General features: G+C 63.5%; 15 protein-coding genes. 13 read left to right on the forward strand and 2 right to left on the reverse strand.

The window, feature by feature from the left end; genetic code table 11:
• Positions 1-204: 204 nt before the first annotated feature.
• From murJ to D1646_RS06620, 8 genes are all read left to right on the forward strand, one after another.
• On the forward strand, positions 205-1755 hold the full coding sequence (gene murJ, locus D1646_RS06585) for a murein biosynthesis integral membrane protein MurJ (protein ID WP_160635704.1): 1551 nt from the start codon (positions 205-207) through the stop codon (positions 1753-1755).
• Between the two features lie 51 nt (positions 1756-1806).
• The gene (locus D1646_RS06590; protein WP_160635705.1) at positions 1807-3255 is read left to right on the forward strand and encodes an O-antigen ligase family protein; all 1449 of its coding nucleotides are present in this window, start codon (positions 1807-1809) and stop codon (positions 3253-3255) included.
• Positions 3252-4370 carry a glycosyltransferase family 4 protein gene (locus tag D1646_RS06595; protein ID WP_160635706.1) on the forward strand — a complete coding sequence of 373 codons (1119 nt, stop codon included), beginning with the start codon at positions 3252-3254 and terminating at the stop codon, positions 4368-4370. The genes D1646_RS06590 and D1646_RS06595 overlap by 4 nt, the downstream gene beginning before the upstream one ends.
• Positions 4371-4880, forward strand: a complete 510-nt coding sequence (locus D1646_RS06600) for a DUF4330 domain-containing protein (RefSeq protein ID WP_160635707.1) — start codon at positions 4371-4373, stop codon at positions 4878-4880. It begins immediately after the preceding gene.
• Entirely contained in the window at positions 4877-5377 is a 501-nt protein-coding gene (locus D1646_RS06605) for a DUF4330 domain-containing protein (protein ID WP_160635708.1), read from the forward strand. Before D1646_RS06600 ends, D1646_RS06605 begins: the two co-directional genes overlap by 4 nt.
• A gap of 442 nt (positions 5378-5819) precedes the next feature.
• Positions 5820-8027: a polysaccharide pyruvyl transferase CsaB gene (gene csaB / locus D1646_RS06610; protein WP_160635709.1), complete on the forward strand. Its 2208-nt coding sequence runs from the start codon at positions 5820-5822 to the stop codon at positions 8025-8027.
• 19 nt (positions 8028-8046) lie between these two features.
• Positions 8047-8976 carry a riboflavin biosynthesis protein RibF gene (gene ribF / locus D1646_RS06615; protein WP_160635710.1) on the forward strand — a complete coding sequence of 310 codons (930 nt, stop codon included), beginning with the start codon at positions 8047-8049 and terminating at the stop codon, positions 8974-8976.
• Between the two features lie 24 nt (positions 8977-9000).
• Positions 9001-10362, forward strand: coding sequence for a DUF1576 domain-containing protein (locus D1646_RS06620; RefSeq protein ID WP_160635711.1), 1362 nt, complete (start codon positions 9001-9003; stop codon positions 10360-10362).
• Between the two features lie 77 nt (positions 10363-10439).
• Here the strand turns inward: D1646_RS06620 and rplL are convergent, their stop codons facing one another.
• Positions 10440-10817, reverse strand: a complete 378-nt coding sequence (rplL, locus tag D1646_RS06625) for a 50S ribosomal protein L7/L12 (RefSeq protein ID WP_160635712.1) — start codon at positions 10815-10817, stop codon at positions 10440-10442.
• A 48-nt stretch (positions 10818-10865) separates the two neighbouring features.
• The gene (rplJ, locus tag D1646_RS06630) at positions 10866-11402 is read right to left on the reverse strand and encodes a 50S ribosomal protein L10 (protein WP_160635713.1); all 537 of its coding nucleotides are present in this window, start codon (positions 11400-11402) and stop codon (positions 10866-10868) included.
• A gap of 294 nt (positions 11403-11696) precedes the next feature.
• Between rplJ and D1646_RS06635 the strand changes: the two genes are divergently transcribed.
• Genes D1646_RS06635 through D1646_RS06655 form a run of 5 tightly spaced genes read left to right on the forward strand, consistent with a single transcriptional unit; the run spans position 11697 to position 15288 of the window.
• Positions 11697-12716: a M20/M25/M40 family metallo-hydrolase gene (locus D1646_RS06635; protein WP_243154052.1), complete on the forward strand. Its 1020-nt coding sequence runs from the start codon at positions 11697-11699 to the stop codon at positions 12714-12716.
• A 12-nt stretch (positions 12717-12728) separates the two neighbouring features.
• Positions 12729-13763: a M42 family metallopeptidase gene (locus D1646_RS06640; protein WP_160635715.1), complete on the forward strand. Its 1035-nt coding sequence runs from the start codon at positions 12729-12731 to the stop codon at positions 13761-13763.
• Positions 13764-13775: 12 nt separating this feature from the next.
• Positions 13776-14096, forward strand: coding sequence for a hypothetical protein (locus D1646_RS06645; protein WP_160635716.1), 321 nt, complete (start codon positions 13776-13778; stop codon positions 14094-14096).
• Positions 14097-14100: 4 nt separating this feature from the next.
• Entirely contained in the window at positions 14101-14493 is a 393-nt protein-coding gene (locus D1646_RS06650) for a hypothetical protein (protein ID WP_160635717.1), read from the forward strand.
• A 27-nt stretch (positions 14494-14520) separates the two neighbouring features.
• On the forward strand, positions 14521-15288 hold the full coding sequence (locus tag D1646_RS06655; RefSeq protein WP_160635718.1) for a DUF4253 domain-containing protein: 768 nt from the start codon (positions 14521-14523) through the stop codon (positions 15286-15288).
• The last annotated feature ends 311 nt before the right edge of the window (positions 15289-15599 follow it).

Consider the following 15599-nt stretch of genomic DNA (forward strand, 5'->3'; position numbering starts at 1 on the left):
TTAGGACGACTGCTTCTATTTCAGATTTTAGGTAGAATCAGTGCCTGTAAGGCAATCCCCACCGGCTTCGCCGGAACCGTCCCGCCCCATGCAAGATATTTTGCGAATCGAAGATATTTACAAAACATTCAGGAATGGGTAGTTGAAAAAAAACGGCATATGATGTAAAATATACCGATTATGTCTTTCGAGGAGGGGAACGGCTTGGAGGAGCGGCAGAACAGCGCGGTGAAGACGGTCAGCTTTGTGATGGTGATAACCCTGATCGGCAAGGTACTGGGCCTGTACCGGGACCGGCTGCTGGCGGTCCACTACAGCACCGGCGCCGCCGCCAACGCCTTCTTCACCGCCAGCCGCATTCCCAGGGTATTCTTCGACGCGGTGTTCGCTTCCGCCGTGGCCAGCTGCTTTATCCCGGTGTTCAGCGAGTATTTGGAGAAGAAGGGCCGGGAGGAGGCTTTCCGCTTTGCCGGGGCCTTTCTCACCATCATTGCCCTGCTCACCGGGGGGCTGACCCTGTTGGGGATGGCCTTCCCCCAGCCCCTGGTGGCTCTCTTCACCGACTACGCAGACCCCGCCACCACCGCTCTGGCCACCTCCCTGACCCGGGCCATGTTCCCCACGGTGTTCTTCTCGGGGATGGCCTTCTCTCTGGTGGGAGTCCTCCAGGCCCAGGACCACTTTACCGCCCCCGCCCTCATGTCCACCGCCTCCAACCTGGTCATCATCCTCTACTTCTTAACCCTGGACGGCAAACTGGGCATCTACGGCCTGGCCGGGGCCTATCTGCTGGGCTGGCTGCTCCAGGGGGTCATCCTCCTGCCGCCCCTGGTCCGGCTGAAATTTCAGTACCGCCCCAGCCTGGAATTTCGGTCCCCGGGGATGAAAAAGGTGTTTGCCCTTATGGGGCCGGTGATGGTGTCCACCTGGGTCCAGCCCATCAACCAGGCAATCAACGCCCGGTTCGGCTCCCGGCTCTACGAGGGGGCGGGGGTGTCGGTGCTGGAGTACGCCTCCAATCTGTACCTGGTCATTGCCGGGGTCTTTATTCTGTCCATTACCAACGTGATTTTCCCAAAACTGTCCCGGCTCACCGCGGGGGGGAGAGAGGGGGAGTTTCGGGAGACCATCCGCCAGACCCTGCGCCTCAGCCTGTTTTTTGTCCTGCCCATGTCGGCGGGGCTGATGGCGGTGGCCCGGCCCCTGATCTCCCTGATCTACAGCGGGGGAAATTTTGACGATTTTTCCACCGGCATCACCGCCTCCGCCCTGAGCTGGATGTCTCTGGGCATGGCGGGCTACGCGGTGCAGAACATCCTCAGCCGGGCCTACTTCGCCAGGCAGCAGGGGAGGGTCCCTCTGGTCGCCGGGGGGCTGTCCATCCTGACCAACCTGCTCCTGTGTCAGGCCCTCACCGGCCCCTTCTCGGTGGCGGGGCTGGCGGTGTCCTGCGCGGTGTCCTCCACGGTATACGCCCTGCTCCTCCTCCTGCCCCTCCAGCGGGCGGAGAAGATCCTGGACGCCGCCGTCCTGGCGGAGCTGCTGAAAATGGCCCTGGCCGCCGGGATCATGGGTCTGTGTGTGTCCGGGGGTGTGAGAGTGATGACAAATCTCCTCCCCGGCGGGAAAATGGGCGAGCTGCTGACCCTGGGCCTGTGCGCCGGGGGCGGCGTGATTTTGTATTTCCTCCTGCTCCTCCGGAGTGAGGAGGTGCAGGGGATGCTCTCGCTGGTGAAAAACCGGAAGAAACGCTGAGCGCAAATGGAAGCACACCCTGTAAAATTTTCGCAGAAACGAGGTCAAGGCATGGAACGAGGGAAGGACATTTTAAACGCCAGCCTGCTCTGGCGGGGGCTGATGGCCCTGTGCAGCTGGTGCGGGGCGCAGTGGCGCGGCAGCGGCGCGGTGCAGTGGTTCCTGCATCCCAGGGGCTGGACCCGGAGGGCGTCGGAGAGCAGCGTCTTTTTCTGGCTGTGGTCGAAGGTGCGGGGGGCGCTGTGCTGGCTGTACCGGATCATGGGGCTGGAGCGGCTGTTTGCGGGCAGCGTGTTCACCAAAAGCTGGCTGTGGTGTATGCTTCCGGCGGTGCTGGCCCCCCTCCTGCCCACCATGGCGGTGCTGGGGCTGGCGCTGGTGGGGACCTGCTCCCTGGCGCTGAACCTGATCCGGGACCCCCGCCGTCCCCTGAGCTGGTCCCCCATCAACCGGTATATCCTCCTCTACGCCGCCGTCTACATGGCGGGGACGCTGTTCTCCGTCCATCTGGCCTCCAGCCTGGAACCGGGACTGCTGACGGTGGCCTTTATCCTCTTCTCGGTGGTGCTGTACAATTCGGTGACCAACCGGGACCAGCTGGACGCCCTGCTGGCGCTGGTGGTGCTGGCGGGGGCGGCGGTGTCAGTCTACGGCATTTTGCAGTACGTGTTCCGCTGGGGCTACCAGTCCGAGGCCTGGGTTGACACGGATATGTTCTCCTCCATCCAGTTTCGGGTCACCGCGACCCTGGGGAACCCCAATATGCTGGGGCAGTACCTGATTTTGGTTATCCCCATCGGCGGGGCCAAGCTGCTGTCCGCCCGGGACTGGACCAGCCGCGTCTGGTACCTGCTGTGCTGCGGGGCCATGTGCGTGTGTATGCTGCTCACCTTCGCCCGGGGGGCCTGGCTGGGCCTGCTCTTCGCCGGAGCGGCCTTCTTTGTGCTGCTCAACCCCCGGCTGATCCTGCTGGCCCCCTTTGCCCTGGCGGCCCTGTGGTTTGTGCTGCCCGATACCGTCATTGAGCGCTTTACCAGCATCGGCAACTTCACCGACGCATCCACCTCCTACCGCTTCTATATCTGGATGGGGACCCTGGCTATGCTGAAAAACTACTGGCTGTGCGGCATCGGCCCGGGGACGGACGCCTTCAACCGGGTCTACCCCGCCTACAGCTACAACGGCATTATCGCTCCCCACTCCCACAACCTGTTTTTGCAGATCGTGTGCGACGCGGGCATCGCCGCCCTGGGGGTGTTCCTGATCCTCCTCTTCGTCTATTTCCGCATGATGTGTACCGCCCTCAGCCGGGAGAAGGACTGGACCAGCCGGCTGTATCAGATTGCCTTCACCAGCGGCGTGTGCGGCTTCCTGGTCCAGGCTATGACCGACTTCTCCTTCTACAACTACCGGGTCCTCTTTGCCTTCTGGACCTGTCTGGTGCTGGGGGCCCTGTCCGCCCGGCGCGGCGAGCTGCCCGAAGGGAGGCTGCTGGCTTGATTCGAGTACTGAACATCATCAGCGACACCAACATCGGCGGCGCGGGCCGGGTCCTGGTGAACTACCTGCGCTTCGCCCACCGGGACCGGTTTGAGATCTCGGTGGCCCTGCCTCGAGGGAGCCTGCTGAAGGCCCCGCTGGAGGAGGCGGGGGGCCGGGTCCTTGAGGTGGAGGGCATCGCCGACCGCTCCTTCCACCGGGACGACGTGAAGGTCCTCGCCGCACTGCTCCGGGAGGAGCGGCCCGACCTGGTCCACACCCACGGCTGTCTGTCGGGGCGGGTTGCCGCCAGACGGTGCAAAATCCCCATTGTGTATACCCGCCACTCCGCCTTCCCCGTCCCGGCCAAGCTGCGCTATCCCCCGGGGCGGTGGGTCAACAAGCTGATCAACGAGCACTATGCCGACCGGATCATCGCCATCAGTCCGGCGGCGGCCCGGAATCTGACCGACGGCGGGGTCTCCCCCAAAAGGATCACCGTGATGATGAACGGAGTCGCCCCGGTGGAGCGGCTCTCCCCGGCGGAGACCCAGGCCCTGCGGCGGCAGTGGGGACTGGCCCCGGAGGATTTCGCCCTGGGCATCCTGGCCCGGCTGGAGGACTACAAGGGCCACAAGGACATCCTCCAGGCCCTGCATATTCTGCGGGGGGAGGGCCGCCCGGTGAAGCTGCTCATTGCGGGGACCGGCCCCTATGAGGAGGAGCTGCGCCGGGAGACCGCCCGCCTGGGACTGGAGGAGGCGGTGGGCTTTTTGGGCTTCGTCTCGGAGGTGGCCCCCCTGCTGTCGGCGCTGGACTTGCAGCTCAACGCCTCCTACGGCACCGAGACCTCCAGCCTGTCCATCCTGGAGGGGCTGAGCATGGGTCTGCCCGCGGTGGTCAGCGACTACGGGGGCAACCCCTGGCTCATCGACGACGGGGAGGACGGTCTGATCTTCCCGACCCGGGACGCGGACGCTCTGGCCCGGGCGGTGGCCCGCCTCATGGACGACCGGGCGGAGCTGGCGCGGATGGGCCGCCGGGGGAGCGAAATCTTCCGCCAGCGGTTTACCGGAGAGATAATGGCCCAAAACATTGAGAATGTCTATGTGGATACCCTGAAAGGAGCCAAATAAATGGAACAGAATACACCAAAATTCCGTCTGCGGCTGAATCTGTTTGACGGGATCGTCCTGCTGATCGTCCTGGCGGTGGGGGCCGTGGTGCTGTGGACCGCCCTCAAGCCCCAGGCCCCCGCGGCCAACGCCACACCCCAGAGCACCTCCACCGTGCGGTACACCGTCCGCTTCCAGCGTATGCCCGAGGGGACCAGCCAGCTTGTCGAGCCGGGGGACCAGCTGACCGACAGCGTGAAGAATTTTGCCATCGGCACTGTGGTGTCCGCTCAGGCCGTCCCGGTGGAGACCCAGGTGCTGGACCACGTCCACCGGCGGAACGTGCTGTCCAGCCAGGAGGGCTTTGAAGACGTGATTGCCGTGGTGGAGGCCCCCTGTTCCGCCAACGGGGAGAGCATCACCGTGGGGGGCGGCTATATCCTGCGGGTGGGGGCCACCGCCTACATCAAGGGGGAGGGCTATATGGTCAGCGGCCCCATTATCGCCATGGAAGTGGAGGGAGAGCAATGAAGATCATTGACCACAATGGACGCCTGTTTGGCAAAATCAGCGTCATTGACCTGCTGGTGGCGGCGGTGGTGATCGTCCTGGCCGCCGCCCTGCACTTCAAGAGCAACCAGGCCCACACCGGCATCACCGTTACCGAACAGCCCATCACCTTCCAGGTCCTGGCCCGGGGGGTGCGCAGCTATGTGGCCGACGCCATTCTGGTGGGGGACGGCCTCTATGACCAGAACTACTCCAGCGGCGGCCGGGCCCTGGGGGAGATTACCGAGATCCAGGTGGTGCGGGACCCGGGGACGACCCAGGTGCTGCTCAACGACGGCACCGCCGCCCTGGTGGATACCGAGGACAGCGTGGACCTGCTGATCACCGTGGAGGGGACAGGGCTGATTAACGGCAAGAATTACTCCATTAACCGGGTGTATGACCTGGCAGTGAACTCCGCCCGGGCCTACTATACCCGCATGAGCCAGTTTACCGGCACGGTGGCGAGCATCGGATAAGTTTTCCCTACACGGAAAGCGGCGCAGCCGCTCAGCCCCCTTTGGCAAGGGGCCAGGCCGCCTGCGGGCGGGAGGAGGGCCAGGCCCGGCGAAGCCGGGCCCCACAAGCGGCGCAGCCGCTCAGCCCCCTTTTGAAAGGGGGTGCCTGAGCGAAGCGAGGGCGGGGGATTGTCCCTGGGAGTACCACCTTCTATTTGAGCATTTAAGCAGAAGCAGAGCCAGCAAATCAATCCCCACCGCACCGCTCTGCCCCTGTTCAAAGGGGCCAGGCCGCCTGCGGGCGGGACGAGGGATGAGCCCTGCGAAGCAGGGGCGCACAAGCGGCGAAGCCGCTTGCCCCCTTTTGAAAGGGGGTGCCCGAGCGGAGCGAGGGCGAGGGATTGTTTGCCAACAGAGCAACAGCATACACATATGAACTACCAACGAGAGGGGGGCGCGGCCCGTGAAAATTCTAATGGCCACCATGGGGCTGGACATTGGCGGGGCGGAGACCCACATTGTAGAGCTGGCCAAGGAGCTGAAGTACCGGGGGCATGACGTGGCGATCATCTCCAACGGCGGCGTCTATGTGTCCGAGGTGGAGAAGGTGGGCATCCGCCACTACCAGGCTCCCCTGCACCGGCGCAGCATGAAGGCGATGGTCCAGGCCCGGGGCATACTCAAACAAGTCATCCGCCGGGAGGGGCCCGACGTGGTCCACGCTCACGCCCGCATTCCCGCCTTTCTGTGCGGCGGACTGTGCCGGCGGATGAAGGTCCCCTTCGTCACCACCGCCCACTGGGTCTTTGATACCAGCGGGATCCTACGCTATCTCACCGACTGGGGGGAGCGGACGGTGGCGGTGTCAGAGGACATCAAGGCCTATCTGATCCGGGAGTACAACACCCCCGCCGAGCACATCACCGTCACCATCAACGGCATTGACACGGAGAAATTCTCCCCCAAGCTCACCGGCGAGGGGATCATTGCCGAATTTGGTCTGGACCGCTCCCGGCCCATTCTGTCCTACGTCAGCCGCATGGACGAGGACCGGGCCCTGGTGGCGGGCCAGCTGATTGAGATTGCCCCGGAGCTGGACCGGGCCGTTCCCGGGATCCAACTGCTGATTGCCGGGGGCGGAAATGTCTTTGACCAGCTGAAGGAGCGGGCGGAGGCAGTGAACGCCAAACTAGGCCGCCCCTGCGTCACCATGACGGGGGCCCGCACCGACGTCAACCAGATTGCGGCGGCAGGGGACGTGTTTGTAGGGGTGTCCCGTGCGGCGCTGGAGGCCATGTCGGCGGGGAAGCCTGTCATTGTAGCGGGCAACGAGGGCTACCAGGGTCTATTTGGTCCCGAGAAGCTGGCCGAGGCCCAGGCGGGCAACTTCTGCTGCCGGGGTCTGCCCATGTCTGAGCCGAACACTCTGCTGGCCGATGTGACCGCCGCCTTCCGTCTGTCCCAGGAGGAGCGGGAGCGGGCCGGGCTCTATGGCCGCCAGGTGGTGCAGGAGCTCTACTCCGTGGGGCGGATGGCGGAGGACTGCCTGTCGGTCTACCGGCAGGTGCGGCGGCGGAAGTACCGGGTTGTGATGAGCGGCTACTACGGCTTTGGCAATGCGGGGGACGACGCCATTTTGGAGTCCATTCAGCAGGCCATTCAGGCGGCCAGCGATGAGATTGCGGTCACTGTGCTGTCCAACGACCCGGAGCTGACCCGGAGGCAGTACGGCTTGGAGGCGGTCTCCCGGTTCCGGGCTCTGCGGGTCGTCTCCGCCCTGCGCCAGGGGGATGTGCTCCTGTCCGGCGGGGGTAGCCTGCTCCAGGACACCACCTCAACCCGGTCTCTGGTGTACTATCTGTCGGTGATCCGCTGCGCCCAGCTGCTGCGCAAGCCGGTGATGCTCTACGCCAACGGCATTGGGCCCGTGCGCAAGCCCGCCAACCGGAGACGGGTGCGGCGGGTCGTGGAGCGCGCCGCCCTGGTGACCCTGCGGGACCACAGCTCTGCCCGGGAGCTGGCGGAGATGGGAGTGACCCGTCCCGTCCAGGTCACCGCCGACCCGGTGTTTCAGCTGGAGCCCGTCAGCCGGGAGTGGGCTCTGGAGCTGCTGGCCCAGGCGGGACTGCCGGAGGGGCGGCCCTTTGCGGCGGTGTCGGTGCGGGACTGGCCGGACACGGAGACCTTCTGGGATGAGCTGGCCCGGCTGTGCTGTCATCTGCGGGAGCAATACGGCCTGGAGATCCTCTTCCTGCTGATGCAGCGTTCCCAGGACCGGGAGGCCACGGCGCGGGTCCGGGCACGGATGGGCGGGGTGTCCTATGTGTTGGATATCCCCGCAGCCCCACGGGAGCTGATGGGCGTACTGGGGCAGGCCAGGCTGTGTCTGGCCATGCGGCTGCATACGCTGATTTTTGCCGCCCGGATGGCGGTGCCCACCCTGGGACTGGTCTACGACCCCAAGGTAGCCAGCTATCTGGAGGAGCTGGAGCTGCCTGCCGCCGGGGAGGTGGCCTCCTTCGATGCCGGCCAGGCCATTGCCGCCGCGGACGCCCTGATGGCAGACTACGACGGGGTCCTGGCCCGTCTGCGGGAGAAATCCGCCCAGCTGGCCCGGGCAGCCGGGGAGAACGAACGGCTGCTGCTGGAGCTGCTGGAGAAGGGAAACTGAGAATGGAGGCGATTTGCCTATGTGTATATCCCGGGTCATTGCCCTGGGCTTTTTTGACGGGGTCCACCTGGGCCACGGCGCCCTGCTGCAAAGGGTGCGGGAGACGGCGGAGGAGCGCGGGGCGGTCCCTGCGGCCTTTACCTTCGACCGCAGCCCCACCGCCGTCATCACCGGACAGAACATCCCCCTGCTGAGCACGGTGGAGGACCGGGCCGGCCTGATGGGTGAGCTGTATGGCATCCAGGAGGTGGTGATCGCCCCCTTCGACGCCATGCAGCGCATGGACTGGGAGGACTTTGTGGCCCAGTACCTGGTGGAGGAGCTGGGTGTGGTCCACGTGGTGGCCGGACACGACTTCCACTTTGGCTACAAGGGGAAGGGCGATCCGGAGCGGCTGCAAAAAAAATGCGCCCAGCTGGGCGTGGGCTGTGACATCATCTCCAAGGTGGAGCGGGAGGGCATCACCATCTCCTCCACCTATATCCGCAGTCTCATCGCCCAAGGGGAGATGGAGCGGGCGGACCAGTTCCTGGGCCATCCCTACCGGCTGTCCGGCCCGGTGAACCACGGCAAACACCTGGGCTCCCGGCTGGGCTTCCCCACGGTGAACCTGCGCATTCCCGAGGGGGTCATTGTCCCCGCCTTCGGGGTGTACGCGACCCGGGTGTGGGTACTCCCTGATTACCTCGACCACCGGCCCTGCATCCCGGGGGAGGGGCCCTATCTGGCAGTGACCAATGTGGGGGTCCGGCCCACGGTAGAGGACGGGGACCAGGTGACAGTGGAGGGCTTTCTGCTGGACTTTGACGGCAACCTGTACGGCCGGGAGGTACGAGTCGAGTTTTACCAGTACCTCCGTACAGAGCGAAAGTTCCCCTCCATGGAGGCGCTGACGGAGGAGATCCGCCGCAACGCCCAGCAGACCCGGGAATTTTTTAACGGAAACTAGGGGAGAGGGAAAGGAGCGGCGTCCATGGGATTTTTCCACCATCTGCACGGCGAGCATCAGGCCAGGTACGACGGGATGTTCCCCTATCTGTGGGCCTATGTGGTCCTGCTGGCTCTGGCCGGCTTTGTCATGGATACTCCGGGGAATATCCTGCGGGGACTTTACACCATTATTATCACCGAGGACGCCCTTATCACCGACTACGTGCTGGTGGCCGGACCGGGGGCGGCGCTGGTGAATTCCGCCATTGTCACTGGTATTTCGGTGGGAGTCCTCTACCTGGCCAGGGACACCCTCAACGGCATGACGCTGGTGGAGCTTGGCCTGATGTCGGGCTTCTCCCTGTTCGGAAAGAATTTTGTGAACATCTGGCCCATTCTCATCGGGTCCATGCTGTATGCCCGGTACCGGAAGGAGCCCCTGGGCGGCTATGTGGGCATCGGCATGATGGCCACGGCCCTGGCCCCGGTGGTGAGCTACATCTCTCTGGACAACGGCTGGGGCAACCCCTTCTGGGGGGCGCTGGTGGGGCTGACCATCGGCTTCATCATGCCCCCGCTGACCAGCTACACATACCGCATTCAGAACGGCATGAACCTGTACAACGTGGGCTTCGCCTGCGGGCTGGTGGCGCTGATCTGCGTGCCGCTGATGGCCTCCCTGGGGGCGGACCCCACGACCCATTACCGCTGGGCCACGGGCTACAACGTCCACTTCGGGGCCATGCTGGGGCTGATCTGTGTGCTGCTGATTATCGGCGGCCTCTTCTTCTCCAGGAAGCCGGTGTGGGCCTCCTGGGCAGGCTACCGGCGTCTGCTCCAGACCAGCGGCCGGGCCCCCAGCGACTATCTGCGTATGTTCGGCCCCGCCCCCGTCCTGATCAACACCGGGGTCAACGGCCTGATCGGGATGGCCTATATTCTCCTCACCGGCGGCGACCTGAACGGACCCACTGTGGGGGGCATCCTCACCATTATGGGCTTCTCTGCCTTCGGTAAGCACGCGGGCAACATCCTGCCGGTGATGGCGGGGGTGTCTCTGGGCAGTCTGGTGATGGACTGGACCCTGAACGACTCCGCCGTCCAGCTGGCCTGCCTGTTCTGTACCACCCTGGCCCCCATTGCCGGCTATTTCGGCTGGGCCTACGGGGTCCTGGCCGGGTTCCTCCACTCCTCGGTGGTGCTGTATACCGGCTCCCCCGTGGCGGGGATGAATCTGTACAACAACGGTTTTTCCGGCGGCCTTATCGCCATTGTGCTCTATCCCACCATTATGGCCATTGCCCGCCGCCGCAAGCCCGTGCTCCAGGAGGAGGACTATTTCGACCAGCTGGAGGGCGACCGCCCTGTTATCCCGCCCGATCCCCGGGTTTTGAAGGAGAACTAGCGCTCTGGAGACAGCAAAAATCCCCGGAACAGCGTCTGCGCTGCTCCGGGGATTTTTTAGATTAGGATTGGGGAGACTTACTTCAGCTCCACCTTGCCGCCGACCTCTTCCAGCTTCTTCTTCAGCTCCTCGGCCTCGTCCTTGGACACGGCCTCCTTCAGGGTCTTGGGAGCGCCCTCCACAGCGGCCTTAGCCTCGGCCAGACCCAGACCGGTGATCTCGCGGACGGCCTTGATGACCTTGATCTTGGCGGCGGCGTCGAAGCCGGCCAGGACCACGTCAAACTCGGTCTTCTCCACGGCGGCCTCTGTGGCGGCGCCGCCGCCGGCGGGAGCGGCCATAGCGGCGGCGGACACGCCGAACTCCTCCTCCAGAGCCTTAACCAGCTCGGACAGCTCCAGAACGGTCAGAGCCTTGACTTCCTCGATCATCGCAGTAATCTTCTCACTAGCCATGATAATAAACCTCCTGATTGTGTAATATAAAATTTGATTGTCTGCCGCTTACTCGGCGGCGGGGGCCTCCTCGGCGGGGGCGGGCTCGCCGTTCTTCTCGGCAATGGCCTTCAGCACGATAGCCAGGCTGGTGATGGGAGCCAGCATCATGCCCAGAGCCTGGGCCTGGAGCACTTCCTTGGGGGGCAGCTCAGCCAGAGCCATGATCTCCTCCAGGGAGAGGACCTTGCCGTCCATGAAGCCGCCCTTGATGTTGAACTTGCCCTCGCCCAGCTGCTTGGCGTGCTTGTTGACCACGCGCATGGGGGCGATGGGGTCGCCGGAGCTGGTGGCCAGAGACGTGGTGCCGTTGAGCACGCCGTCCAGCTCCTTCAAACCGGCGTCATCCAGGGCGAAGCGGACCAGAGTGTTCTTCACCACGCTGTACTGCACGTCGTTCTGACGCAGCTCGGCGCGCAGAGCGGTGTCCTCGGCCACGGTGATGCCCTTGTAGTCCACCAGCACACCGCTGGAAGCGTTTTTCAGCTGCTCCTCCAGAGCGGCCACGATGGCCTTCTTCTCAGAAAGGACCTTTGCGTTAGGCATTTTGGGTTTCACCTCCAGAAATTGTTGGCGCGCAACAAAAAACTCCCGTCAAAAAGACAGGAGGACAGTACCATCAAAAGAATATTCCCTTGAAAGCACTCTCGGCAGGAATTACGCCCCGGAGGGGCACCTGCTGTCTTTGAACGCACCGCACATTATATACGGGGCGGGACGGCTTGTCAAGGGATTTTGAAAAATTCTCCTGAAAATTTTCCTCAGACTTGCGCATTTTCCTGTTTCGTATTAAGATAGAGCTATCTGACCATGCTAATCCGGAACGGAGGTAATCCCATTTTGAACTATGACGAGACCTTAGCCCGGCTGTGCGCTCTGTCCGCCCCCAGCGGCTTTGAGGGCGCGGCGGCCCGGGCGGCGGCGGCCCTGCTGCGGCCATTGACCGGCCAGGTATATACCACCCGCCTGGGCAGTGTGGTGGGGGTGCGCCGGTGCGGCCTGGACAACGCCCCAAGGCTGCTGCTGGACGCCCATCTGGACGAGATCGGCTTTATTGTCACCGGCCACGAGGAGGGCTTTTTGAAATTTGCCCCTCTGGGGGGGGTGGACCCGCGGATGCTGCCCGACCGGGAGGTGACCCTTCTCACCGACCCGCCCATCCACGGGGTCGTGGCCTGCCTGCCCCCCCACGTCCAGGGGGCGGAGGAGATGGACAAGTCTCTGGCCATCAAGGACCTCTATCTTGATGTGGGCCTGTCCCAGGAGGAGGCCCTGGAGAAAATCCCCATTGGGACCCCCGCCGCCTACCGGGGGGGCTGTGACCCGCTGGGGGAGGACCTGCTGCGGGGCAAGGCTCTGGACGACCGGGCGGGCTTTGCGGTGCTGCTGGACGTGCTGGAGCGGGTCAAGGACAAGCAGTTGAGCGTGGACCTGTATGTGCTGGGCTCCACCCAGGAGGAGACCCACTCCAGCGGGGCCATTACCGCCGCCTATGACATTGCCCCGGCCATGTGCGTGGCGGTGGACGTGACCCACGGGGACAGCCCCGACGCCTCAAAGCACGAGACCTTCAAGCTGGGGGGCGGCCCCGTCATCGGGGTTGGGCCCAACTGCGCCCGGTCCCTGTCGGGGCGGCTCCGGGAGCTGGCCAAGCAGCTGGAGCTGCCGGTTCAGCTTGAGGTGATGTCCGGCTCCAGCGGCACCAACGCCTGGCCCATCCAGGTCAGCCGTGAGGGCGTTGTCACCGCTGTGCTCTCCATCCCGGAGCGGTATATGCACACCCCGGTGGAGGTGGTGAGCAAGCGTGACCTGGAGGACACCGCCCGGCTGCTGGCCGCCTTTGTGGAAGCGATTGGATAAGGGGGGAGCGGGATGTTAGACCTTTTAAAAGAACTCTGCCTGCTGAACGGCGTATCAGGGGATGAGGACGACGTGCGCAGCTATCTCATTCAGCGGGCCCTGCGCAGCGTGGACCGGGTGGGGGTGGACTCCATTGGCAATCTCACCGTCTTCAAGCAGGGCAAAAAATCCACCGGGAACAAGCTGATGCTGTGCGCCCACATGGACGAGGTGGGAATCATTGTGACCCGGATCACCGACGAGGGCTTTCTCAAATTCGACTTTGTGGGGGGCGTGGACCGCAGGGTGGCCATCGGCAAGCCGGTGGTCATCGGACACGATCAGGTCCCCGGGGTCATCGGCCTGAAGGCCATCCACCTGACCACAAAAGAGGAGCGGAAAAAGACCCCGAAAACCGAAGCCCTCTATATTGATATCGGGGCAAAGGACAGGGAGACCGCCGAAAAACTGGTGGAGCCGGGGGACTATGGCGCTTTCCTCTGCCAGCCGGAGGAGCTGGGCAGCGGTTTCTTCAAGGCCAAGGCCATTGACGACCGGGCCGGCTGCGCCGTGATGCTCAAGCTGCTGGAGGAGGACCTGCCCCTGGATGTGACCTTCGCTTTCACCGCCCAGGAGGAGGTGGGGACCCGAGGGGCCTTCGGGGCGGCCTTCGCGGTGACCCCGGAGATCGCCCTGGTGCTGGAGACCACCACCGCCGCCGACCTGCCCAGCGTGGAGGACCACCGCCGGGTGTGCGCCCCGGGCAGGGGACCGGTGATCTCCTACATGGACGGGGCCACCATCTACGACCGGGAACTTTTTGAGACCCTTCGACGTCTATCAGAGGAGAATGGGATTCCCTGGCAGACCAAGGAGTATATCGCCGGAGGCAACGACGCCCGCACCATCCAGCGCACCAAGGCCGGGGTCCGGGTTGCCGCTGTGTCCGCCGCCGTGCGCTATCTCCACGCCCCCGCCAGCGTGGGCAGCGTGGCCGACTTTGAGAATATGCTCAAGCTGACCCGGCTGTTTCTCAACGAGATGGCCCAGCGGCTGGACGAGGAGTAAAGGAGGTGCGGTATGCACTTCTACTGCACCTGCGGAAGGTGTATCCACGATATCACAGACAACATTCCCCATAAGGCCTATCTCCTGTCCGACGAGGACGAGGACCGCTACTGCGAGGCCATAGAGGCGGTGATGCGGAATGAGGACCTCACGATGGACGAGCGGGTGAATCGAATTGTTATCAGCCTCCAGACCCGTTATCTGTCCCGATGTATCTACCAGTGTCCAGACTGCGGCAAGTTGTTTGTGGACGACAACGACTATAAGCTCCACAGTTTTGTCCCCGAGGAACCAGTGGACAAGCAGCTGCTGACCGCCGCGCGGGAGGACTGAACGTATGGATTGGCACACCGCGGAGCAAAGAGCGACGGAAATCCTGAAACAGGTGGTTGACGCCCTTGCAGAGGAGCGCTGCGACGATATTCCCAAGCTGGCGCAGCTGGGGGACGGGATACAGGAACCCCTGAGTGACTACGTAACGGGGGTGTTCCAGATGTGGGGGTGGGAGCAAATCCCGCCCATCGACCACTGGAGCGAGGAGTGGGTGACTCTCCCCACAAACCCCTGCTATACACAGCTCAATTTTTATCATTATGACAACGGCAGCGGCTTTCATGTGGACTACGACCTGGCCTCAGGCGGCGAGCTGACCGACATGACCCTGCAAATGGAATTTCTCTATGAGGGGGAGAGTCTGCGGGCTGTTCTCCTGGATTTCCACGTGATGTAGCCCTTGAATAGAAAGAGAGTGAGCGTTATGCGTGAAAAACTGACCTTTGAGGAACAGGCAAAGCAGCTGGAGCAGAAGCTGGGCTGTCCCTGCACCTACTTTCCGCCCTCCAAGCCCCGTTTCCCCTTTGAGAAAAAGGGCGGCCACATTTTAAAAGCCTACCAGCAGGCCCGGGAGCGGGAGGGCTTCACCCCTGTGCTGCTGGTGCTGGACGAGTGGGGCAATATGGCCGAAATGTTCGGTGATCTGGAGGCCTTCCGCCAGACGATGAGCAGCACCCCCATCGAAGACGGCAGGGCTATGCTCCACCGCTTCGAGGAGGATGCCCGGGCGGAGTGGGGCGAGGACCTCTCCCCGGAGGAGCTGGAGGAGCATTTTGGCCAGGTCCTGGGCGGGGATATGTCCGAGGGACAGAAAATCACTGAATTTCTCAGCCTGACCGACTACCAGGGGAAGCAGACTCAGCCCGTGGTGCTGGCGGAGATCCCGGTGAAGGACCCCTGGGAGGTCTTTGCTTACCTGCCTTTCGGCGGATGGAACGCCTGCCCCGCCCCGGAGGAGCACCGGGCGGCGGCCAAATACTGGTTCGAGCAGTACGGCGCGGTGCCGGCAGTCATGTCTATGGACATTGTGGAGTACATCCTCCCCGCCCCTGTCCCCCGGGATAAGGCCATGGAGGTGGCGCTGGAGCAGTATTTCTTCTGTGTTGATATCGTAGAGCAGGGCGTCGGAACGGTGGGGGCGCTGGCCGGCGGGCTGGCGAAATCGAACTACTGGTATTTCTGGTGGGATTGAGCAGGGCCCGGCCCCTTTGAAAAGGGGCGAAGCCGGTGGGGATTGACTGCTGGCACTGCTTCTACTTGAAATTTGAATATAGAAGCAGTTTTCCTAAGACAATCCCCCGCCCTCGCTTCGCTCGGGTACCCCCTTTCAAAAGGGGGCAAGCGGCTTCGCCGCTTGTGTGGCCCTGCTTCGCAGGGCTCATCTCTCGTCCCGCCCGCAGGCGGCCCGGCCCCTTTGAAAAGGGGTTCCGCGAAGCGGTGGGGATTGACTGCTGGCACTGCTTCTACTTGAAATTTGAATATAGAAGTAGATTTCCTAAGACA

This window comes from Pseudoflavonifractor sp. 60 (genome assembly GCF_009911645.1).
In the GTDB taxonomy this organism is placed as follows: Bacteria; Bacillota; Clostridia; order Oscillospirales; family Oscillospiraceae; genus Lawsonibacter.